This window comes from Pantoea sp. OVA07A (genome assembly GCF_019969975.1).
Taxonomy (GTDB): domain Bacteria; phylum Pseudomonadota; class Gammaproteobacteria; order Enterobacterales; family Enterobacteriaceae; genus Pantoea; species Pantoea agglomerans.
The window spans coordinates 817,717-838,896 of record NZ_JAHXYM010000001.1 but is presented as its reverse complement, the minus strand read 5'-3'; the positions used below and the strand labels follow the sequence as shown (position 1 = coordinate 838,896).

Annotated in this window: 16 protein-coding genes; 8 read left to right on the top strand and 8 right to left on the bottom strand. The window is 57.8% G+C overall.

All coding sequences use genetic code 11. From position 1 onward, the window contains the following. Positions 1 to 41: 41 nt before the first annotated feature. Both LC417_RS03980 and manA read right to left on the bottom strand, forming a co-directional pair. Positions 42 to 1,541 (bottom strand): YdgA family protein, encoded by a 1,500-nt coding sequence (locus LC417_RS03980; protein WP_010245343.1) that lies wholly within the window; start codon positions 1,539 to 1,541, stop codon positions 42 to 44. Positions 1,542 to 1,673: 132 nt separating this feature from the next. After that, on the bottom strand, positions 1,674 to 2,849 hold the full coding sequence (gene manA / locus LC417_RS03975) for a mannose-6-phosphate isomerase (protein WP_223565519.1): 1,176 nt from the start codon (positions 2,847 to 2,849) through the stop codon (positions 1,674 to 1,676). Between the two features lie 199 nt (positions 2,850 to 3,048). Between manA and fumC the strand changes: the two genes are divergently transcribed. After that, complete coding sequence (gene fumC, locus LC417_RS03970) at positions 3,049 to 4,446, top strand: class II fumarate hydratase (RefSeq protein ID WP_010245332.1); 1,398 nt, start codon at positions 3,049 to 3,051, stop codon at positions 4,444 to 4,446. Positions 4,447 to 4,489: 43 nt separating this feature from the next. Here fumC and tus read toward each other — a convergent pair whose 3' ends face one another. Then, positions 4,490 to 5,419: a DNA replication terminus site-binding protein gene (gene tus / locus LC417_RS03965; RefSeq protein ID WP_033757557.1), complete on the bottom strand. Its 930-nt coding sequence runs from the start codon at positions 5,417 to 5,419 to the stop codon at positions 4,490 to 4,492. 202 nt (positions 5,420 to 5,621) lie between these two features. Between tus and LC417_RS03960 the strand changes: the two genes are divergently transcribed. The 4 genes from LC417_RS03960 (at position 5,622) to LC417_RS03945 (ending at position 8,335) form a co-directional block, all read left to right on the top strand. Beyond that, positions 5,622 to 6,806 (top strand): MFS transporter, encoded by a 1,185-nt coding sequence (locus LC417_RS03960; RefSeq protein ID WP_223565518.1) that lies wholly within the window; start codon positions 5,622 to 5,624, stop codon positions 6,804 to 6,806. Positions 6,807 to 7,013: 207 nt separating this feature from the next. After that, complete coding sequence (locus LC417_RS03955) at positions 7,014 to 7,508, top strand: Rrf2 family transcriptional regulator (RefSeq protein WP_010245324.1); 495 nt, start codon at positions 7,014 to 7,016, stop codon at positions 7,506 to 7,508. Positions 7,509 to 7,704: 196 nt separating this feature from the next. Further along, positions 7,705 to 7,887, top strand: a complete 183-nt coding sequence (locus LC417_RS03950; protein WP_010245321.1) for a type II toxin-antitoxin system HicA family toxin — start codon at positions 7,705 to 7,707, stop codon at positions 7,885 to 7,887. A 22-nt stretch (positions 7,888 to 7,909) separates the two neighbouring features. After that, positions 7,910 to 8,335 carry a type II toxin-antitoxin system HicB family antitoxin gene (locus LC417_RS03945; protein WP_010245317.1) on the top strand — a complete coding sequence of 142 codons (426 nt, stop codon included), beginning with the start codon at positions 7,910 to 7,912 and terminating at the stop codon, positions 8,333 to 8,335. 234 nt (positions 8,336 to 8,569) lie between these two features. On the opposite strand, the gene oqxB is transcribed toward LC417_RS03945, so the two are convergent. After that, entirely contained in the window at positions 8,570 to 11,722 is a 3,153-nt protein-coding gene (oqxB, locus tag LC417_RS03940) for a multidrug efflux RND transporter permease subunit OqxB (protein WP_223565517.1), read from the bottom strand. A 12-nt stretch (positions 11,723 to 11,734) separates the two neighbouring features. Further along, positions 11,735 to 12,889, bottom strand: a complete 1,155-nt coding sequence (locus LC417_RS03935) for an efflux RND transporter periplasmic adaptor subunit (RefSeq protein ID WP_010245312.1) — start codon at positions 12,887 to 12,889, stop codon at positions 11,735 to 11,737. 302 nt (positions 12,890 to 13,191) lie between these two features. On the opposite strand from LC417_RS03935, the gene LC417_RS03930 reads away from it, so the two are divergent. The 3 genes from LC417_RS03930 (at position 13,192) to LC417_RS03920 (ending at position 14,320) form a co-directional block, all read left to right on the top strand. Then, the gene (locus LC417_RS03930) at positions 13,192 to 13,533 is read left to right on the top strand and encodes a helix-turn-helix domain-containing protein (protein ID WP_009090299.1); all 342 of its coding nucleotides are present in this window, start codon (positions 13,192 to 13,194) and stop codon (positions 13,531 to 13,533) included. 86 nt (positions 13,534 to 13,619) lie between these two features. After that, complete coding sequence (locus tag LC417_RS03925) at positions 13,620 to 14,054, top strand: ribonuclease domain-containing protein (protein ID WP_010670098.1); 435 nt, start codon at positions 13,620 to 13,622, stop codon at positions 14,052 to 14,054. A gap of 2 nt (positions 14,055 to 14,056) precedes the next feature. Then, positions 14,057 to 14,320, top strand: a complete 264-nt coding sequence (locus LC417_RS03920) for a barstar family protein (protein WP_010670099.1) — start codon at positions 14,057 to 14,059, stop codon at positions 14,318 to 14,320. Here LC417_RS03920 and LC417_RS03915 read toward each other — a convergent pair. Genes LC417_RS03915 through LC417_RS03905 form a run of 3 tightly spaced genes read right to left on the bottom strand, consistent with a single transcriptional unit; the run spans position 14,317 to position 21,013 of the window. Further along, positions 14,317 to 16,683 (bottom strand): virulence factor SrfC family protein, encoded by a 2,367-nt coding sequence (locus LC417_RS03915; RefSeq protein WP_223565516.1) that lies wholly within the window; start codon positions 16,681 to 16,683, stop codon positions 14,317 to 14,319. The two genes, LC417_RS03920 and LC417_RS03915, sit on opposite strands and share 4 nt — an antisense overlap. Continuing rightward, the gene (locus LC417_RS03910) at positions 16,680 to 19,643 is read right to left on the bottom strand and encodes a virulence factor SrfB (protein WP_060680157.1); all 2,964 of its coding nucleotides are present in this window, start codon (positions 19,641 to 19,643) and stop codon (positions 16,680 to 16,682) included. The genes LC417_RS03915 and LC417_RS03910 overlap by 4 nt, the downstream gene beginning before the upstream one ends. A 2-nt stretch (positions 19,644 to 19,645) precedes the next feature. Further along, positions 19,646 to 21,013 carry an SrfA family protein gene (locus LC417_RS03905; protein ID WP_223565515.1) on the bottom strand — a complete coding sequence of 456 codons (1,368 nt, stop codon included), beginning with the start codon at positions 21,011 to 21,013 and terminating at the stop codon, positions 19,646 to 19,648. Between the last annotated feature and the right edge of the window lie 167 nt (positions 21,014 to 21,180).

Here is a 21,180-nt window from a genome sequence, read left to right as displayed (position 1 = left end):
AAAGGCGACCCGGAGGTCGCCTTTGAAGGAAGAGTAGAGAATTACTGCGGCATCCCTTCGCTGGTCGGCATACCCAGCATATAGCGGGAGAGGAACTGCTCCAGCGTCATTTTGTCGCCGTTCATGTTCACCTGACCGTTGGTATACTGCAGGCTGGTGACGATATTGTTATCCTGCTGCTGGGTCAGGCGGAACATCTGACCCATCGCCGCCAGTCCTTTCACCTGCTGATCTGCCAGCTTCTGTGCGTCATCGGCCTGATATCCTTCAGCCAGTCCCACTTTATGCATGGTTTCGGTCGCCATTGGCATATTGATGACCAGCTTGCTGTCCAGGCTCTTCAGTACCCGATCAACCATGGCGCTGAGTGTCTGGGCTTCGCCGGTCACCGCAGAGGGATCGTTGAAATTTGCGTTCAGGTTAAAGGTACTTTCACCTTTATCATTTTTCCAGCTCAGCGGGGCGATACTGATCGCAGGTGAGCCCTTCAGCAGCATCGGCAGATTGCTCATCAGAATCTGATGCACACCCGCCTGGTAGCGGATAGGATCTTCCGCGACGCCAGGCTGGCTCAGCAGTTCCTGCATCTGCGCGTTGTAACGATCGGAGAAGGCTTTTACCGCCTGCGCATCAAACTGTGACAGTTTCATCTTCAGCGCTGCCTGACCAAAATCCTGCTTCTGCAGCTGAATGCCTTCAACTTTGTAGTCGATATTGCCGCCAATCTTACCGGCGCTGTTATCGAAAGAGGAGGTGCCTTTCATTTTGTGCAGCGTCAGGGCGTCCTGACCATTGATGCTGGCGTTGACCTTCTCAATATCCACTGACTGGTCACCAATACGCACGCCTTCCGGGCTGAGATGGGTGTTACCGCTCAGCTTCAGACCATTAATGGTGAACAGCACCGGCTGGCCCATCTCATTTTTACTGGTCAGCGCGAGGCTATCAACGTCACTGTCCAGCGACACTTTGTCGCCTTTGTTATCCGCGCTGACGTTGAAGGTGCCCCCATTGGTGGCAAGACGCTCGCCGCTTTGCGCATTCTGATAATCAACCGGCAGAACGCGCAGCGCCGTATCGGTGGCACCGCTGTAGCCGATACGGGTATCGGCGTTAATCAGCGACTTGTTGCCGGTCAGCTCAAACAGCTTTTTCACCGCATCGGTGTTAGCCAGTTCGGTATGAACCGACGCCATGCTCGGGATCAGATTGAAATGCTTAAGCTGAGCAAACGGGAAAGGGCCATGATCGATGGTTTCGTTCAGGATGATGCTCTGGCCTGGTTTCAGCAGGGGATTATCTTCCGTCTGCGAGTTGGCCTGAATCACCAGATTCACTTTGCTGCTGAACACGCCGCGCTGATAGTCCTGATAGCTGATCTTCAGTCGGCTGTTAGGGGCATAAGCATTCAGCTGGGCATTGGCGTTCTGCACCAGCTCATCCCTGTGGCTTTCAATCTGCTTGCCGGTGAACCATGCCGCGCCAGTCCAGACTACGCCCAGTGCGATGATGACACCTACGGCAACATTGGTCTTTTTCATTGCTGATTCGTCCTTATCCTTGAGTCCGCTTATGCCGCAGGTTTACCCCAGCGACTGAAGAAAAACGCCCGCAGGCGTTTAAAAGCTAATAGGTTGAAATAATAGCAGTTAACAGGCACTCCGTCAGCCGCTTCACCCTAAGTCGTTAAATACCCGCGCCAGTCGGCCCGTGCCTGCGACCGTTACGGGGGATTCGCTGGCGGCAATGAAGCAGGATTCACCTGGTTTCAGCGTTACCTGCTGCTCGCCTTTGGCGATCACCGTCTGGCCTTCAATGCAGAACAGCACTGCGGCGCTCTGCTGCGCCAGCGGCTGTGGCTCTGCGTTCAGGGTATGAATGGCAAAGGCAAAATCCTCCACCGGAATCGGGAAGCGCAGCGCGTTGCCCTGTTGCTCCGGCTCAGTCAGCAGGGTGCTGGCAGGCTTCTCTTCAAACTTCAGGTTCGCCATCAGCTCGGCGATATCGATATATTTCGGGGTTAAACCGGCCCGCAACACGTTATCAGAGTTTGCCATCACCTCCAGCGCCACGCCTTTCAGATAAGCGTGCGGGGTCTCCGCGTAGAGGAACATCGCCTCGCCCGGTTGCAGCGTGATTACGTTCAGCAGCAACGGCGAAAACAGGCCGCTGTCGTCAGGATACTCTGCCGCAATCATGCGAATGGTCTGCCACGGCTCACCCTGTTGTGCATCAACCGCGGATTTCAGGATGCCCAGCGCCAGCGATTTCGCCTCACCCTCCAGTGACAGCAGGGTAGAGAAGAGCGCGGCCAGCGTATCCTGATCGGGATGCTGCAGAAAATGGGCTATCTGTGGATGTGCGCCCGCAACCGGCTCCAGCAGTGAGACCATCTCCGTCAGGGTGCGAAAGCCATTCATCGCCTGGAAGGGCGTCAGCGCGTAGACCAGCTCCGGCTTGTGGTTGGCATCTTTATAATTACGCTCAGAAGCCGTCAGCGGAATACCCGCCGCATTCTCACGGGCAAAGCCCACTTCGGCCGCGCGTTTGCTGGGATGGACCTGAATCGACAGCGGCTGATCGGCAGACAACACTTTGAACAGGAAGGGCAGTTCACCAAAACGCTGTGCCACCGCTTCGCCCAGCATGGCGGCAGGCGCGGCATCAATCACGTCACGCAGCGAACGCTCGCTGCCCTGGTCAATCACGGTGGAGGGGCTTTTCGGATGTGCGCCCATCCAGAGTTCCGCCATCGGCAGTCCCTGTGGATTGGCGATTCCGTAAAGCTCAGTCAACGCAGTTTTGCTGCCCCATGCGTAGTTTTGCAGCGTATTGTTCATTTTTTGCATTGTATAACCCTTTATCACGGGAAATTATTGCCAGTATTAAAGCAGAAACTGCCGGTAAAAATACATCTCCAGCGCAAAAGGACGCTAAGCTCTGATAATGTTAAATTATTGTGTATTACTATCCTGACCGCCCGGCAGTCGATCGTAATGACGTACCGGGCGGTCATTCTTTTAAAAACCAGATGAAGGAGACGTATTCATGGCAGCCAATCGCATAGAGAAAGATTCAATGGGCCCCATCGACGTACCGGCAGACAAACTGTGGGGCGCGCAGACACAGCGCTCACTGGAACACTTCCGCATCTCAACCGAAAAAATGCCGACCGCGCTGGTGCATGCGCTGGCACTGACCAAGCGCGCCGCGGCCAGCGTTAACCGCGATCTGGGACTGCTGCCCGCTGACCGCGCCGAGGCGATTGTCAGCGCGGCCGATGAGGTGCTGGCTGACAAGCATGCGGATGAATTCCCGCTGGCGATCTGGCAGACCGGTTCCGGGACCCAGACCAATATGAACATGAATGAAGTGCTGGCGAACCGCGCCAGTGAAATCCTCGGCGGCGAGCGTGGTATGGCGCGGCTGGTTCATCCCAATGATGATGTGAACAAGAGCCAGAGTTCCAACGATGTCTTCCCGACGGCGATGCACGTTGCCGCCGTTATCGCCTTGCGCGAACAGCTGATCCCTCAGATTCAGGTACTGAAAAAGACATTGAGCCAGAAGTCCGACGCCTTTAAAGATATCGTCAAGATTGGCCGTACTCACCTGCAGGATGCCACGCCGCTGACCCTGGGCCAGGAGATTTCCGGCTGGGTGGCGATGCTGGAGCATAACCTGAAGCATATTGAGCAGAGCATTCCGCACGTGGCGGAACTGGCGCTGGGCGGCACGGCAGTAGGCACCGGCCTGAACACCCATCCGGAATATGCGGTGCGCGTGGCGAAGGCGCTGGCCGATCTCACGCAGCAGCCGTTTGTCACTGCGCCAAACAAGTTTGAGGCGCTGGCAACCTGTGATGCGCTGGTGCATGCGCATGGCGCGCTGAAAGGGCTGGCCGCCTCGCTGATGAAAATCGCGAACGACGTGCGCTGGCTCTCTTCCGGCCCGCGTTGCGGCATCGGCGAAATCGCCATCCCGGAAAATGAACCAGGCAGCTCCATCATGCCGGGTAAAGTTAACCCGACCCAGTGCGAAGCAATGACCATGCTCTGCTGTCAGGTGATGGGTAACGATGTGGCGATCAATATGGGCGGCGCATCCGGTAACTTTGAGCTTAACGTGTTCCGTCCGATGGTAATCCATAACTTCCTGCAATCGATTCGCCTGCTGGCGGATGGCATGGACAGCTTTAATCATCACTGCGCGGTCGGTATTGAGCCGGTGCGTGAGCGCATCGATCAACTGCTTAACGAATCGCTGATGCTGGTGACGGCGCTGAATACCCATATTGGCTATGACAAAGCGGCAGAAATTGCCAAGAAGGCGCACAAAGAGGGGCTGACGCTGAAAGGCTCGGCGCTGAAGCTGGGTTATCTTACCGAAGAGGAGTTTGATGCCTGGGTTCGTCCGGAAGAGATGGTCGGCAGCATGAAGTCGTAGGGTTTGCGTGAATCAGAGGCCAGCAAATGCTGGCCTTTTTTATTTATATCGGACAATCGACCCACAGATGCAGTCTGGGGATTAAAAGATTCAGCGGTTCTGCAGCAGGTTTATAACGATGGTTAATATTATCGGCATCGTAGTTAAGCAATTCACCCAGAACCGGAACCTGGCTGCGATCGCGACAGATAACCAGAATCGGTGAAGGACAGGCCAGCTGAGTCTGTTTTTGTTCATCCGCGCGCCAGACGCGTGCAACCGGCTGAACTTTCACCGGGCGCTTGATTTTCAATCGTGCCGAGGCGGGCAGGGCGCGCACGCTTGCCAGCTCCTCCTGCACTTTCTCCGCCCACTGTTCACGTGACCACGGCGCTTTTGCACGTCCCGACTTCAGGCTTTTTTCCAGCTGGGCGATCACCTCTTCACGCTTGAGATTCTTGATAATGTGCTTGTTGGCCCAGCCGAAACGCAGGCTATCCGGTGCGCTCAGCAGGGTGATAGTGCGATAGGCATTCAGGGTGATCAGTCCGCGCAAATGCTGGTGGACGAACTCAAAACGCGCTTCACTCGGCAGGCCTGAGTCCACCGTAATCAGCTGCTCCAGCCGTGCTTTCAGCTGATTGATGACGTCGACCAGTGCGCCGATCTCCGCCTCCTGCTGCGCGTCGCATTCGATACAGAGTGCGCCAGGCAAGCGCACGGCAGCCTTGGTGCTCAGCTGTTCTGACTGATGCTGCATAAACAGGCGGCAGTAGTGGTCAAGCGCCATCTTTAACGCGCTCTCCCCGAGATGCTGCTCGACAGCAATCCGGGTGATCGCTTCATGTTCGCGGCCTTTAACCACCGGCGGCAGGCTGAAGACGCGGGCGATCAGCAGAGGCTGCGCTTCAATCTGCTGACGCAATTCACCCAGCGCCAGTTCCAGGTCATTTACACATTGATGCATATCAGCCACTAAGTCGTAGCGCGTCATGTTGTGCCTCCATAGTTACAACGTCCACAATGTGGCAGAAGCCTGACGAGGATGCAAGCGCCATATAGTTACAACATACTGAAAGAGTTGTACTCACAATCGTGCGGCCTGCATAGCTATCCAGTCAAAAGGGCATCACGCATTTTGGCTTATCACAGAACATGTTATAAAAACGGTTCGCCTGCTAACCAGGAGATTGCCTGTGAATCAGAACAACAAACCCGGCATCGCCGCCATTATTACCCTGGGCTGGGTGCAGATCCTGTCATGGGGCGGGTCGTTCTACCTGATGGCGGTGATGGCGAATCCGATTGCGGCTGAGACAGGCTGGTCACAGCAGTGGATTTATGGCGCGCTCTCGACCGGGATTCTGGTATCGGGCCTGCTGTCACCGCTGGCAGGCAGGATTATCGCCCGCACCGGTGGCCGCCTGTTGCTGGCACTGAGTGGCATGGTGATGGCGGTAGGGCTGGTGATCATGGCTTATAGCCACTCTCTGCCGCTGTTTCTGTTTGCCTGGGTAATTATTGGCATCGGTATGGCGATGGGCCTTTATGACGCACTGTTTGCCACGCTCGGCACCTGCTATGGCGGTCAGGCGCGTGTAGCGATCACCGGTATCACCCTGATATCTGGCTTCTGCACCACGCTGGTCTGGCCGGGAACGGCGTTGTTAATCCACGGATTCGGCTGGCGAAACGCGTCGCTGATAATTGCGGCACTGATGGTCGTCTGCGTGCTGCCCGCCTATCTGTTTGCCTTACCCGACAGTCATGCTAAGCGGCCGGTGAAACGACTGAGTCCGCAGCCTGGCACGGCGGAGATTGCGCCTGCGCTGTTCTGGCTACTGTGTGCCATCTTTACCCTGGCGTCCGTGATCATGACGGCTATTTCCGTGCAGCTTATCGCTTTGTTGCAGGCGAGTGGTCATACGCTGACCTCGTCGCTGGCGATCAGCGCCGTACTTGGCCCGTGTCAGGTGGGATCCCGACTCGTCGATATCGCCTTTAAACGCAGTCATCCCATCCGCACCACCTTTTTTTCCGTCGGGCTGGTGGCACTGGGCTTGCTGTTGCTGGCACTGTTTCCGCAGATGGCGTTGCTGAGCATGGTGTTGTATGGCGCAGGAAATGGCTTACGTGCCATCGTGCGGGGAACTTTACCGCTGGCGATGGTCAAACCAGAGTCCTATGCGATTGTGGTGGGTAAAATGGCCCGCCCGGCGTTGATGGGGCAGGCACTGACGCCGCTGATAGGTGGATATGTGTTTGAAAAGATGGGAGCATCGGCGACGCTGTGGTTGCTTTGCGCCCTGGCAATCTTTAACGTGGTACTGGTTATGGCGCTGAAGCAGCGATTACCGGCGACAGCGGCCACCACGGCATAACGGAACGGTTCTCCTTGCTCCGCAGGAAGAGGGCCGTTAGCAGGCTAAGCACCTTGTGCTATCGGGCCTCAGCCTTTGGTGAATACGTGCCTTGTCACCGCCGGTTTGCTTCAAAAAAGCAACAGTGTTTGTTATATTTATTGCTCATTGATTGTTCACTTATGCGGCAATAAAACAATAAGATGCACCGCAACTCAGGATAAAGAAATGCTTGATTACCGCTTCCCGACAGCTTTGCAAATGGTTCTGAGCGTAGCGATGGCGGAGCAAATGGGAAAACGCTCTACCAGCGCGATTCTGGCCTACGGGCTGGAAGCGAATCCCAGTTTCATACGAAAATTAATGGTCCCGCTGACCCGTGACGGCATTATCGTCTCCACGCTGGGCCGTACCGGTTCGATTCATCTGGGCCGTCCTGCTGCGGAAATTACCCTGCGGGATATCTATGTCTCCGTGATCGAAGACAAAAAAATCTGGGCCGCGCGTCCTGACGTCGCGCCGCGCTGTCTGGTCAGTGCCAACCTCTGCTGGTACTTCAAGTCGATAGCCGATGAAGCCGAGCAGGCGTCGCTGGATGTGCTGGCAAAACGCACCGTGGCAGACGCACTGAACGAACTGAAGAAACGCGACACCAGCAACTGCACCGCCGTGCCGGAACCTGAACCCGAAGAGATTGATGATCTCTGCAAAAAAAGCCGCTGATTAGCGGCTTTTTTTATGCCTGCTGGTCACTAACTTCCTGCCTTAAATCTGCCATAAGCCAATAACTCACTTTCCTGGGGTCGGTTATCACGCTGAATCTGATAAACATTTGAAAATTCAGCATCCATCACAACATTAATGTTGTATTGATTATCACCAATGTTATTCTTGCTGTTATACACAGCGAGGGAACGCGATGAAGTACAGTGAATTCAGACGCTGGCTCATTCAGCAGGGCGCTATTTTGACTAAGCACCGCAGTGGAAGCAGCCATTTCAAGGTCTTCCTGGGCGACAGGCAATCCATTTTTCCGGATCACGGAGCAAAAGAAATGCCTGAAGGTACGCGCAGAAAAATTTTAAAAGATCTGGGCCTGTGAGCCCGATCAGAGAGGTAACTCTATGTTTAATTATGCCGTCAGATTAACTCATGACGCCAAAACCGATACCTATGAGGTCTCGTGTCGTGATTTGCCGTTACTGCATTCCGTCGGTGACACCGTTGAGGAAGCACTTGCAGAAGCCGAAGATGGACTGGTGACGGCAATCTCTCTCGAGATGGATACGCGTCGTCCGATTCCGGTTGCCAGTAAACCGCTGGAAGGAGAGTACATTGTCTCTGTGCCTGTACTGGTGGCAATGAAAGCGGCACTTTACAACGCAATGATTGAAACCGGCACCCGTAAAGTCGATCTGGCACGTCAGCTGGGCGTGAATGGCCCACAGGTTGATCGACTACTGGATGTAGAGCACTCATCGAAAGTCGAAAATGTGGAGCTGGCGCTGGCTCAGCTGGGACGCAAAGCCCGGATTGAAATTCGTACCTGATCATCTGCCCGCAAGCAGAACGCTGGAGGTCAAAGATGAGTAATAATTCAGATCTGGCTAATGTCGCCGGGCAACCCGCCATGATCAATGAAACCTCGCTGAATGCGTTTATCATTGAAACGTTGAATGAAAGATTGAAGCGGCGCTAACCTGCAAGGTGGGGTCTGCTGGAATCAGTGAATCACAGGCAAAAAAAGGGGCGATCATATGGTCGCCCCTTTTAACTTTTACGGTTTACGCCGTCACGGACGATGCACTACCTGACCGGCGCGTCACCAGCTTGCGCAGTGCGACGTAGAACACCGGCGTCAGGAACAGGCCGAACAGCGTCACGCCGAGCATGCCGGAGAAGACCGTAATACCGGTAACGCCACGGACCTCTGCACCCGCGCCTTCACCCAGAATCAACGGTATTGTACCGGCGATAAAGGCGATGGAGGTCATTACAATCGGACGCAGACGCAGGCGACACGCTTCCAGCGCCGCTTCCACAATCCCTTTGCCCTGAATCTCCAGCTCTCGCGCAAACTCGACGATCAGAATCGCGTTCTTACAGGCCAGCCCCATCAGCACCACCAGTCCGACCTGCACGAAGACGTTGTTGTCACCGCCAGTCAGCCAGACGCCAAACAGCGCAGAGAGCATGGTCATCGGCACAATCAGGATCACTGCCAGCGGCAGCGTCCAGCTCTCATACAGCGCGGCCAGCACCAGGAACGCCAGCAACACGGCCATCGGGAAGACAATCAGCGCGGTATTGCCCTGCGTTGACTGCTGATAACTCAGATCGGTCCACTCGATGTTCATGCCGTTTGGCAATAGCTGACCGGACATCGCTTCGAGCTGACTCATCGCCTGCGCCGAGGAGAGCACGCGTGGGTCGGCATCACCAATCAAATCCGCCGCCGGATAGCCGTTATAGCGGATCACCGGGTCGGGACCGTAGGTGGTGGTAATGTTGACCATGCTGCCAATCGGCACCATCTCACCGCGATCGTTTCGGGTACGCAGGTTAGCGATATCTTCGATGCTGTCGCGGAAATCCCCGTCAGCCTGCGCCATCACCCGCCAGGTGCGGCCAAAGCGGTTAAAGTCATTCACATACGACGAGCCGAGATAGGTCTGGAGCGTGCTGAACAGCGCGGTCAGCGATACTCCCTGCGCTTTGGCTTTATCCCGGTCTACCTTCACATCAAGCTGCGGAACGTTGGCCTGATAAGAGGAGATGGGGAAGTGCATCCCTGGCGTCTGCATGATGCTGCCTGACAGCGTATTAATCGCCGTCTGCAGTGCGCCATAACCCAGACCCGCGCGGTCCTGCACATAGAGCGAATAGCCCGAGCCCTGGCCCAGCCCCAGAATCGGCGGGGGCATAATCGAGAAGCCAAAGCCCTGCTGGATTTGAGCGATCTTCGCATTGATCTCAGCGTTGATCTCCGCCGCCGTATGTTTGCGCTCATTAAACGGCTTCAGGCCGAAGAACACCGTGCCGCTGTTCGGGGTATTGGTGAACTGCAATGCATTCAGGCCAGGGAACGCTACCGCATAGGCGACGCCTTCGGTCTGCATACCGATTTCGCTCATCTTACGAATCACAGCATCCGTGCGCGCCAGAGAGGAACCTTCCGGCATCTTCACGCCACCAATCAGGTAGAGCTTATCCTGCGTCGGAATAAATCCACCTGGAACGGTGTGGAACATAAATCCGGCACCCGCCAGCAGCAGAATATAGACGCCAAACACGGCGCCACGGCGACGCAGCGTACGGCCCACCAGCGATTCATAACCATGGGCACTGCGCTGGAAGAAGCGGTTAAACGGCCGGAATAGCCAGCCACACAGCGCATCAATGATCCGCGTCAGCCGGTCTTTCGGCGCGTGATGATCTTTCAGCAGCATCGCCGCCAGCGCAGGCGAGAGTGTCAGCGAGTTAATAGCAGAGATCACTGTAGAGATGGCGATGGTAGTGGCGAACTGCTTGTAGAACTGCCCGGTGACGCCAGAGAGAAACGCCATCGGCACAAACACCGCGCACAGCACCAGCGCAATGGCGATGATCGGCCCGGAGACCTCACGCATCGCCTGATGCGCAGCGGCGCGCGGCGACAGCCCCATCTCAATGTTACGTTCGACGTTCTCCACCACCACAATGGCGTCATCCACCACGATACCAATCGCCAGCACCAGCCCGAACAGGCTCAGCGTATTCAGCGAGAAGCCAAGCAGATAGAGCACGCTAAAGGTACCGACTATCGAAACCGGCACCGCCAGCAGGGGAATGATGGAGGCGCGCCAGGTCTGCAGGAACAGAATCACCACCAGCACGACCAGAATGACCGCTTCCAGCAGGGTCTGCACCACGGCTTTAATCGAGTCGCGGACAAATACCGTCGGATCGTAAGGCGCGGCCCATTTCACGTCATTGGGGAAGCGGGTCGCCAGCTCATCCATTTTGGCGCGAACCGCATTGGAGAGGTCGATGGCGTTGGCGCCAGGCGCCTGGAAGATGCCGATACCGACCGCATCTTTGTTATTCAGCTGCGAGCGCAGGGCATAGCTTCCCGAGCCCATCTCAATCCGCGCCACGTCACGCAGCCGCACCAGCGAACCATCTTCCGAGGTTTTCAGGATGATATCGCCAAACTGCTGCTCGCTCTCCAGTCGTCCCTGGGTGTTGATTGACAGCAGAAAATCGCTCTGTTTTTTCAGCGGCTCGGCACCCAGCTGACCGGCAGAGACCTGCACGTTCTGCTCCTGCATCGCCGTCACTACGTCAGAGGCGGTCAGACCACGCGCCGCCACTTTATTAGGATCAAGCCAGACGCGCATCGCATACTCGCCTGCGCCGAAAATCTGAATCTGACCGACACCCGGCAGCCGGGCGAGCTCATCTTTCACCTTGAGGGTGGCGTAGTTACGCAGGTAGAGCGAATCGTAGGTATTGTTCGGTGAGAACATGTGGACGACCAGCGTCAGGGTCGGCGACATCTTCTGGGTGGTGATCCCCAGCCGACGAACATCTTCCGGCAGACGGGCTTCCGCCTGCGCTACGCGGTTCTGCACCTGTACCTGCGCCTGATCAGGATCGGTGCCTGGACGGAAGGTGACGGTGGTCACCAGCACGCCGTCAGAACCGGCTACTGACTTCATGTACATCATGTTTTCGACGCCGTTGATTGCCTCTTCCAGTGGCGTCGCCACGGAATCCGCAATCACTTTCGGGTTAGCGCCTGGATACTCGGCGCGCACCTGCACGCTGGGTGGCACCACGTCGGGATATTCACTGACTGGCAGCAGCGGGATGGCAATCACCCCGGTCACAAAAATCAGGATCGACAGCACCGCAGCAAAAATGGGCCGGTCGATAAAAAAGCGGGAAAAGTCCATAGCGGCCTCGGGTTATTGAGCGGCTGCCGCACGCATGGCGACCGGCTGAGCAGTGACCGGCATGCCGGGCATAAATACTTTTTGCAGACCGGCGATGATGACCTTGTCGCCGGATTGCAGACCCGATTTAACGATGCGCAAACCATCCACCATCGCGCCAGGCTGGATATCGCGCCGCTGCGCTTTACCTTCGCCATCCACCACGTAGACATATTTGCGATCCTGGTCGGTCAATACCGCTTTATCATCGATCAGCACCGCCTCGAACTGCGCGCTGCCGGGCAGACGCACGCGGGCAAACAGGCCAGGCGTAAACTGACGCTGTTGATTGTCGAGCAGGGCGCGCATACGAATGGTGCCGGTGCTGGCGGTCAGCTGGTTATCCAGAAAGTCAATTTTGCCCTGGTGCGGGAAACCCTGTTCGCCGACCAGCGCAATCTCAACCGGCAGCGCATGGCGCTGCTGGCCCTGACGCGCCATCGCCTGATAGTTCAGGAAGGTGTTCTCATCGACATCGAAATAGACATACATCTGCTGCTGCGACACCAGCGTGGTTAACACACTGGCGCTGTCGCCGGCGGTCACCAGGTTACCGGCGGTGATCATCGCCCGGCTGGCGCGACCATCAATCGGCGCGGTAACGCGGGTAAAGTCGAGGTTCAGCTGCGCCATATCGACCGCGGCCTCTGCGGCCAGCACATCCGCCTGCGCCTGGCTGGCGGCAGAACGACGCTGCTCCCACGCTTCGCGGGAAATCGCCTGCGTGCCGATCAGCTTCTCGCTGCGGCCCGATTCGCTGCGGGCCAGACTCGCCTGACTGCGCGCCCGGGCCAGTTCCGCTTTGGCCTGCTCCAGCGCCGCGCGGTAACTCCGGTCATCAATGGTAAACAGTACCTGACCTTTTCTAACCTCATCGCCTTCACGATAGTTAACGGCATCAATGTAGCCAGAGACGCGCGGACGCAACTGCACGCTCTGCACCGCTTCAACCCGGCCATTGAAATTATCCCACTGACTGACCGGTTTGATCAGCACGGGTGCGGCACTCACTTCAGGCGGCGGGGGAGCGGCGTTTTGCGCCACACCTTTATCGCAGCCGCTCAGTTGCGTGATGAGCAGTACCATCCCTAAGAGGGTTAAACCCTGACGAACCCGGTTCGTAATCATTGTTGTTATTCCGCGATAGATATAAACAGGCGGCCTGCAGGCCAATATTTGCAACTTTTAAGATTGCAATTAATCGCGGTGAGTGTAGGCTTGCGTGGCTGGCAACTGCAAGAATAACAGATACACTTTATGTGCGGTTTAGGGCAGGGCGATGAAAGCCTGAACAACTTAGCTAAAACCCCACAAATAGTGCGGCATTTAATGTACTAATAAAACTTGCATTAAATGGCATAGTCAGCCACCCTTAAGTGTAACTGCAACTGATACTAATACTTTTCGCCACGGCGACAGGAGAGACTGGAATGATGAGTGATGCTTTTATTCACGATTTAATCGACTGGATTGATAACAACATCGAAGCACGTCTGGATCTGGATACCGTTTCAGAGCGCGCGGGCTACTCCAAATGGCACCTGCAGCGCATGTTTAAAGAGCATACCGGTTATCCACTGGGTGAATACATCCGGGTTAAGAAGCTGAAGAAATCAGCCGACCGCCTGACCAGCACTGATGAACCGATTCTCAATGTGGCTATCTCGTTAGGTTTCGACTCCCAGCAATCCTTTAACCGCAGCTTCAAACGCCAGTATGGCGTCGCGCCGGGTGCATGGCGTCGGCACAGCGGGGATTCACACGCAGCATAACCTCGCCAGGGCCAGCTTGTCTGGCCCGCGCTTTTCTCTGCTCGCAAAACTGGTATCATCTGCGTCCTGTCGTCACGGATGCCATCATGTCAAAAAAACTCTGGATTGGACTTTTTCTCGTCCTCGCGGCCTGTTTCTACGGCCTTAAACCCTATCTGAATTCCGTTTCAGCCCCTGCCCAGGCGGATATCGCCACCCTGACTGACGCCCATACCGTGGCGCGCTGGGTGCTGCAGCATCAGCAACTGCCGGACTACTACCTCACCAAAAACGACGCGCGCAAGCGTGGCTGGAATCCGGCCAAAGGCAACCTGTGTGACGTGTTGCCAGGCAGAGCCATTGGCGGCGATCGCTTTACGAACCGTGAAAAGCGTCTGCCCGCGCGTGCGGGCCGTCAGTGGTATGAAGCGGATGTGAATTATCGCTGCGGGCATCGCGACGCCGATCGCCTGGTTTACTCCTCTGACGGGCTGGTGTTTCTCTCCACCGATCACTACCGCAGTTTCAGGCAGGTGCCCTGATCATGCTTAATCTGACCTTTGACCTGCGTCAGCTCACCACGCGCGCGGCGTTTTATCAGCAGTTTGCTGAGCAGAGCGGCTGTCCGCAGACCTTCGGACATAATCTGGATGCGTTATGGGACTGGCTGACGGGCGGGATGGCGCTGCCTGCGACAATGTGGTTGCAGCACTATGCCGCGCATCAGGCCGATTTAGCGCCGGTGCTGGCGCTGCTGGAAGAGGCGGCGCAGTCGCTGGAGGGCGAACTGCGCCTGATCATTGATTAAGCGCGTAGCGGCTTGAGCAGCGCAACCAGCGCTTCGCGTGCTGCCAGCGGCAGATCGCCGCCGCCAGTGTAACCATTGTTCTCAATGATGACCTGGTTCAGCCCCACCAGCCAGTCGTAGATATAGTAGGCCGTGTGGTTGGCCGGGGCGGCAGAGAGTCTGGTCAGACGCTGACCGGAACTGAAGCTGACGCTGGGAGCCGGAGGCCGCGAGAAAATCACCTGACCCCGGTTAACGCGGCTGGCAGGGCGTTCATTTTCAGGACGCTGTAAAAAGCCGAGCCAGGCCACAAAATCCCCCAGCACCGTCATTGCCCGCGTCACCTGACGATCCGCGCGTGATTCATGGCTGACGCTCTGCGTATCGGGCTCATGCAGCGCCTGCTGCAGCTTTTGCGTGATATCGGTGCGGAATCCGGCCGTGATCAGCTCTTCAACCAGCCACTCCATCGTTGGCTTATCCACGTTCAGCAACGCCAGCAGGCTGCGGTTTTCCGGCAGCTGACGCAGATGATCCAGCCACAGCAGCAGCACCTGACGCGGATAGTGCTGCGCGCTCTGCAGACTCTGACGCGGCTGAACCGGCGCTTCAGCCGGGCTCTCACTGAACAGGTCAAATTCAAACCCGATGCCAAACTGATTTTCCGGGGCCTGAATACTGGCCGGTTTGCTGCCTTGTAAGGCGGACTGATTGAGCCACAGCTGACGCAGCGCCTCACGCGGCGGCTGCAGGCGTTCCAGCAGCTCGCCATGCAGGCCGGTCCGATGCTGTAAACACTTCAGTAGCGTATCGGCGATATTCTGTTTGCGTGCCGCCTGTTCCGGGCTGGCACCCGCTTCGGTCCAGGGCAATAAACGCCGCTCCACCACAGTGTGCTGAATCTGCGCCAGCTGAGCCAGCAGCATGTCGCGGCGGGCTTCCGGCTGCATCTCATCCTGCAACCAGCTCGCCATGCGGTCGACGCCCGCGCGATCCAGTGCCAGCATCGATCCCCAGTGCTGACCGGGCTGTCCCATCTGACGCTGCACCGCTTCATCCACATTGACCTGCTGATGGCGGGCATCGAAAGGGGTAATCGCCCAGATCAGGCGCGGTTTCTCTGCAGATTCCTGTGCGGGCTGCTGACGCAGCCATTCGCGCAGCGTTTCGCTGGCGAGGTCGGCATCCTGACGCTGGCTGGCTGCGGTACAGACCAGCAGCAGATCAATTGCCTGACGCGCGGCGTAAAAACCGGGCAGCAGGGCACGTTTCTGTTCCAGCAGTTGGGCACGCAGCGGATCCTGCTGCTGCAGGCGCTGACGATCTTCCTGGGTTGCCGCGTCACCGGACTGGCCTGGCGCGGGCAGTTCCAGCATATCGGCATCATCATAGAGCGCGGTTCGCGGTGTGGAACTCAGCGGGACCAGCACTTCCAGCGTCAGCAGCGCCAGTAATCCCAGCGGCACGTTCTGCGCCTTACCGATGCGGTTACCATTCAGCGGGCAGACTTCCACCAGCTGCTGCTGATCCTGCTCATTGGCTGGCACAATCAGCTGCTCGGCCGGCAGCAGTGATGTGTCGGTCAGCAGGCTCAGTGGAGCAAGCACCCGGCTGCTGTTACGCAGCTGGTGACGCAGATGCAGCAGGGTGCGCAGCATCTCATTCAGTTCAGGCTGACCAGGCCACAGCAGTGAAAAAAGCTGTACCCGGTCGTCAACGCTGAGCCAGGGCGCCAGCTCAACCGCCTGCGGCCAGAAATGACGATCAAGCCGCGCATCGTGGTGCGCACGACGACGGCACCAGGACCAGAGTGTTACCAGCGCATCGCCTTCCAGACCCGCCAGCGGCGTGGCGAGACGATGACGCTGCAGGCGCTGCAGTGCGCTGTCGATCTGTGCGGTGTCGGGTGTTGTCGCGCCGGCACAGGCGACCATCAGCCGTACGATCTCCGCTTCACTCAGCAGCGTCAGTTCAACCGGCCACTCGTTTGAGAGCGGCTCGCGCTGATGGCTGAAACGGGTGGCGGTAGCAAAATCGAGGTTGCCGGGATTGATATGCTGAAACCAGTTCAGCAGTTTATCGCCCATGCGGGTCACTAACTGGCCCTGTGCGTCGGCCACCATTTCGTTCAGCAGCCAGGCTTTACCCGCCTGCGACTGGCCAAACAGCGCCAGCGTCACCGGACGCGCCACCTGTTGCGCCAGCGCCTGAGTCTGCACGCGCGCCTGGCGCAGTTGCAGCGTCAGGGTTTCTGCTTCCAGCGCCAGACGCGGCGACTGCTCACGGCTGCTCTCAATCCAGGCCAGACTGTTATTCAGGGCGTCCTGCAACAGGCCAAGACGTTTTGCCAGCGTTTGCGGCTGACGGGGTTTCAGGGCTTTCATCGTTTACACACGCTCCCGCTGTCAATCCAGTATTGCGCATTGGCATTGCCGGTCGCCGACAGGGTATTCAGCTTAAGACTCAACTGCTCCAGCGGCACGCGGGTGCCATCATCCAGACGGGCATCGCTCAGCACCAGACTTTCCGGGCCGGACGCGTCGGGTCCGGCTTTTACCGCCAGCCGGATGCGCAGCACGCTCTCACCGGCCACTTTACGCGCCAGGGTGGCGTCGTTCAGCGTCAGGCTATAGAGCGGCGAGGCGGGCCAGCGATCGTTATCAAGCTGGCGGAAGCCGAGACAGACGTTGCCGCGAATACGGAAACTGCGCTTTTTATCCAGCACATAGCCGGGATCGTCGAGGTCAATTTCGCTGTAGCAGAGGTTCTCGTCCGTCAGCGCCTGGTTTTCGTCGAGCATGCCAAGATAGCGAATCGTCGAGTAGGGTTCAAAATCGCCTGCGCGGAACCAGAAGCTGCTGAGGCGTAGATCCAGCGCCAGCAGGCAGAGCATCGCGCCGACCGCCGCGGTCGATTTCGGGTTGTCGATGCGGCCATGTTTGTTAAACGGATACCAGTCGCTGGTGTGATAGCCTTCCAGCGACAGTATACGGCTGCCCGGCAGCGGTTGCAGATGACGCACCAGCGCCTGAATGCCCGGGAAGCGCGACGGGCGACCGGTCAGCAGCAGCACGTCACACTGATAGAGCGACACCACTTCACACATTGAACGCAGCGCCGGGATAATCGCCATCCGGTGCTGCATAAATTCACCGTGCAGCTGTGACAGGCTCACCACCAGCGGTACCTGCAGCAGGTCAAAGCGGCTGTTACCGCCCAGCTCGCGCTGAATCTCGCCGTTGACGAAGGCCAGTACCGCTTCGCCCGGCGGCTGATCGACCAGCTCGCCAAACAGTGCGTTGATCTCCGCGTGGCTCTCCAGCGGATCCCAGTTTTCGTAGCGTTCCAGTACCGCCTGCGCCAGCGGAATAAACAGTTGTAAGGTGATCTGCTGACGCAGCGTGGCCTGACCGTCCATGCGGCTGTCGTGACCAAACAGCTTGTTCATCAGCGGTTCCGCCAGCGTCAGGCCCGCTTTCTGCAGATGCTGCTGCAGCGCCGGTAAAATCCACAGCTGAATCACATCCAGCAGGATATCGTCGCCCGCGACTTTAAAGCCTTCGCGGAACAGCAGTCGCGGCGTGATTTTGACGTTGTTGCCCTGACCATCATCCAGACGATACTGGGTGATGGCGAGGTCAGTAGTGCCGCCGCCGATATCAATCGAGGCGATGCGCAGGCTCTTGCCTGGCAGTTCGTCAGCATCGCGCGGGCGATCCGGACGGGCCATGCTGCTGAAAAAGTCTTCGGCGCGACCGGCAAAGTTGACCTGGGTTTCATTAAACAGCCAGACCATCTGACCACAGGTCGCTTCATCCCACTCCATCTGCACATCCGGCAGCGGTTTCGGGTTCTGACGTGGCAGTGCTGGTGAAAGGTCATCTTCGTCAGCCAGCCAGCCTTCCGCTTTCCAGACCAGCGCCAGCGCTTCCTGCATCCGGCGGCGGAAAATTTCACGCTCCGGCTTCGGCATCGCTGACGGCAGCGTCAGGATCACATGGCGCAGCTGACGTGGCGCGTGGCTCTGTGGCATCCGCTGACGCTGTGCCGCGCTGTTCATCTGCATCAGCGCCTGAGCCAGCAGCTCACACAGCATAAAGGTCATCAGCGAACTGCGGCTGTAGTGCGGAGAAAAGACCGGCAGACGATCGTCGGGTGCCAGCGTCGAGAGCGGCTGGCCTTCGTCGTTGAGCAGGGTGGTAAAGGGCGCGGCATAGGCCAGCGGTTCAGTCTGTTCGCCGGGCGTGTTAAAACGCCAGCCTGGCTGATAGCGCGCCTCATCCCACAGATAACGACGCGGGCTGGAGAGGCCGGTGCTGCCTTCCAGTCCCACACGCTGCAGTGCCAGACGGCTCGCTTCACGGCCGACGCGGGTCAGAGAAGGCCACATAAAGGCCTGCTCACGACCGCTCTCCAGCGAGAAGTTCGCTTTGCCAAAACGGGTCTCGGCAAACTCCAGACGGCTGTCAAACAGCTCGTTGTAAACCTGATGCGGCTGCGACAGATCACGCAGCTGCAGCTCATAGGTCTGCTTCAGGCCGTTGCTCTCTTCAGGGTGATCTTCCACCAGAATGCCGCAGGTATGGGAGTTACCGACATCCAGAATGATATCGACGTTGACCGCCGGGGTCTGCAGCGTGGCAGCCTGAATATGGATCTCGCTGAGGTCGAGCTGTTCGCCCAGCAGTTCCAGCAGATTGAGGTAGTGCGCCTGATACTCAAACTCGCGCAGCGCCTGATTAATCGCCTGTTCGCGGCGATCGGAGACGCGGTCGGTAAAGGATTCGCGCAGCCAGCCGTCAACCCAGGTCAGGTCAAGAAAATCACCCAGCTCGTAGTTGTGCCAGGCGAGCGCAAAGGTCACACCGTTCTGTGCATCAGCCGGGCTGAGGCCGAGCTGTTCACCGCCATCCTGTTCCGCTACGCAGCGGGTATCAAAGGCCAGGCTGACGCGATGGGTATTGCCCGCTGCATCGGGCGCGGGCAGCGCAACCAGACGCATCCGCGCCCAGTTTTCAGGACCGCCGATAAAACGACGTCCGCTGGCACAGCGCAGCATCGGCAGCGGCAGCCAGCAGGCTGACAGCAGAGAGAGCGAGTCCGCCAGCGCGATATCAGACTCCGGGCGCACCACTTCCGCAGCGCCGCCATCTTCCGGATAGAGCAGGAACTTACCGCTGTTGCCATCGACGTTCAGGCGCAGCAGCGGGCCGTTGGCGGTCTGGCGCACAAACTGGCGGCGCGCCGGGGTATCTGAGAGTTGCAGGCCGAAATCCAGAAACTGCACGCCGCTGTTTTCAATCAGCGAAATTTTTTGTTTGTCATCGATCAGGGGAGCCAGCATCGTTATTTACTCTCACGCTTAATCGTCATCGGGAAGACCCGGTCATCAGCATACTGCGCTTCACACACTGCGGCGCCGATACTCGCATGGCAGACCAGCAGTGGCATACGGTAGCGCGAATTGTTCTGGCACTTCGCCGTGTAGCGGCTCTCAATCACCAGGTTACCGGCGCTGGTCATGGCCGCGCTGACATCCGCTTTACAGGTAGTATTGCCCTGGGCGATCTGCACGCTGCCTTTGCCGTTTTTAAACTGGAAGCGCATTACCGGAGGCTTACCGGTTGGCGTCGGCATCTGGTCGATAGTGACACGCCAGCGGCCATCAATCACCCGTACCTGGCCATCGCGCACCGCATCCGGCGTCACGATCAGGTCATCGGGTTTGGCCGGAACCGGCGCCGTCACCGTTGTGGCAAGGGTAGCAGATGAGGTTGCCGGTGCGGTATCGGTGGTGGTGTTGGCCGGTTTCTGCGGCTGCGATTCGGGGAGTTTTTCCGGTGCTGCCCGCTCTGCAGGTGGTGTGACAGACGGTGTCGCCGCAACCGGTGCCGGAGTCGCAGCCGGGGCCGGAGTGGATACCGTCGCCGGGGCTGACGCTGGCTTCGCAGTGGCAACCGGTGTTTTTACGGGTTCTGAACGATGCAGCAACACGGCCACCGTCACGGCGGCAGCAATCGCCACCGGCGGTAACAGATACCAGACGCGGAAACGGCGGCGAGCCGCTACAGGCGTCGCCGGCTGAGCTTCAACGGGTGCCGCAACCGGCAGCGGTTCAGCCACAGGTTCAGGTTCAGGTTCGGGCTCAGCGATCATCACTGGTTCAGCGATGACCGGCGCGGCAGGCAGCTCAGGCAGCGGTTCAACCAGCGCCACCGGCAGGTTCTCTTCCAGCGTGTCACGCAGGCAGGCCAGTGCGTCATCGCGACTGCGCGCCTGGGCATCGACAAAGCCCCAGAAGGTGATGACCGGTTTGCCATCAACCAAGTAAACATACTGCTGGTCGGGGAATTGCAGGGTTTTGCTCAGCAGCGCACCAAACAGCCGCATCGATGGATTCTCTGCCGCGCGCGCGCGCGTACTGAGATCCTGCATATCCTGCTGACAGGCGGTGAGCTGTTGCAGCGCCGCGCGACGTTCATGATCGCTGGCACCCAGCCAGGATTTTACCCGGCCGCTAAAAGGGGCATACCAGTCGAGGCGATCGCCCCGTTCATTGGCCTGAGGAATGGCCAGGCAATCTGCCAGTGCGCTCTGACGGCGCAGGCGCAGGGTTTCACGAATTTGCAATGCTGAGGCGTAGACCGGCTGGCCATTTTCACCTAACGCCAGAACTGCATCTAAATTACCGCTGCGCAGAAAAGTTTTTGCCACCTGTTGGGCCCTTATCGGTCGTTGTCTGAGGCAGAAAATCGCGTGTTATCGACGATTAGGTTGATTTTACGCGGGGCAATGACAAATCAAACGGCAGAAAAAGGGGGTAAATCCACTGTTTTTTTCACCGGCTGACGGAAAAACCACCGCTATTTCAGAGAGTATGA

Excerpts from the sequence above, each read along its gene's own strand:
- LC417_RS03980 (WP_010245343.1), bottom strand. The coding sequence starts at position 1,541 with ATGAAAAAGACCAATGTTGCCGTAGGTGTCATCATCGCACTGGGCGTA.
- manA (WP_223565519.1), bottom strand. The coding sequence starts at position 2,849 with ATGCAAAAAATGAACAATACGCTGCAAAACTACGCATGGGGCAGCAAA.
- fumC (WP_010245332.1), top strand. The coding sequence starts at position 3,049 with ATGGCAGCCAATCGCATAGAGAAAGATTCAATGGGCCCCATCGACGTA.
- tus (WP_033757557.1), bottom strand. The coding sequence starts at position 5,419 with ATGACGCGCTACGACTTAGTGGCTGATATGCATCAATGTGTAAATGAC.
- LC417_RS03955 (WP_010245324.1), top strand. The coding sequence starts at position 7,014 with ATGCTTGATTACCGCTTCCCGACAGCTTTGCAAATGGTTCTGAGCGTA.
- LC417_RS03950 (WP_010245321.1), top strand. The coding sequence starts at position 7,705 with ATGAAGTACAGTGAATTCAGACGCTGGCTCATTCAGCAGGGCGCTATT.
- LC417_RS03945 (WP_010245317.1), top strand. The coding sequence starts at position 7,910 with ATGTTTAATTATGCCGTCAGATTAACTCATGACGCCAAAACCGATACC.
- oqxB (WP_223565517.1), bottom strand. The coding sequence starts at position 11,722 with ATGGACTTTTCCCGCTTTTTTATCGACCGGCCCATTTTTGCTGCGGTG.
- LC417_RS03935 (WP_010245312.1), bottom strand. The coding sequence starts at position 12,889 with ATGATTACGAACCGGGTTCGTCAGGGTTTAACCCTCTTAGGGATGGTA.
- LC417_RS03930 (WP_009090299.1), top strand. The coding sequence starts at position 13,192 with ATGATGAGTGATGCTTTTATTCACGATTTAATCGACTGGATTGATAAC.
- LC417_RS03925 (WP_010670098.1), top strand. The coding sequence starts at position 13,620 with ATGTCAAAAAAACTCTGGATTGGACTTTTTCTCGTCCTCGCGGCCTGT.
- LC417_RS03920 (WP_010670099.1), top strand. The coding sequence starts at position 14,057 with ATGCTTAATCTGACCTTTGACCTGCGTCAGCTCACCACGCGCGCGGCG.
- LC417_RS03915 (WP_223565516.1), bottom strand. The coding sequence starts at position 16,683 with ATGAAAGCCCTGAAACCCCGTCAGCCGCAAACGCTGGCAAAACGTCTT.
- LC417_RS03910 (WP_060680157.1), bottom strand. The coding sequence starts at position 19,643 with ATGCTGGCTCCCCTGATCGATGACAAACAAAAAATTTCGCTGATTGAA.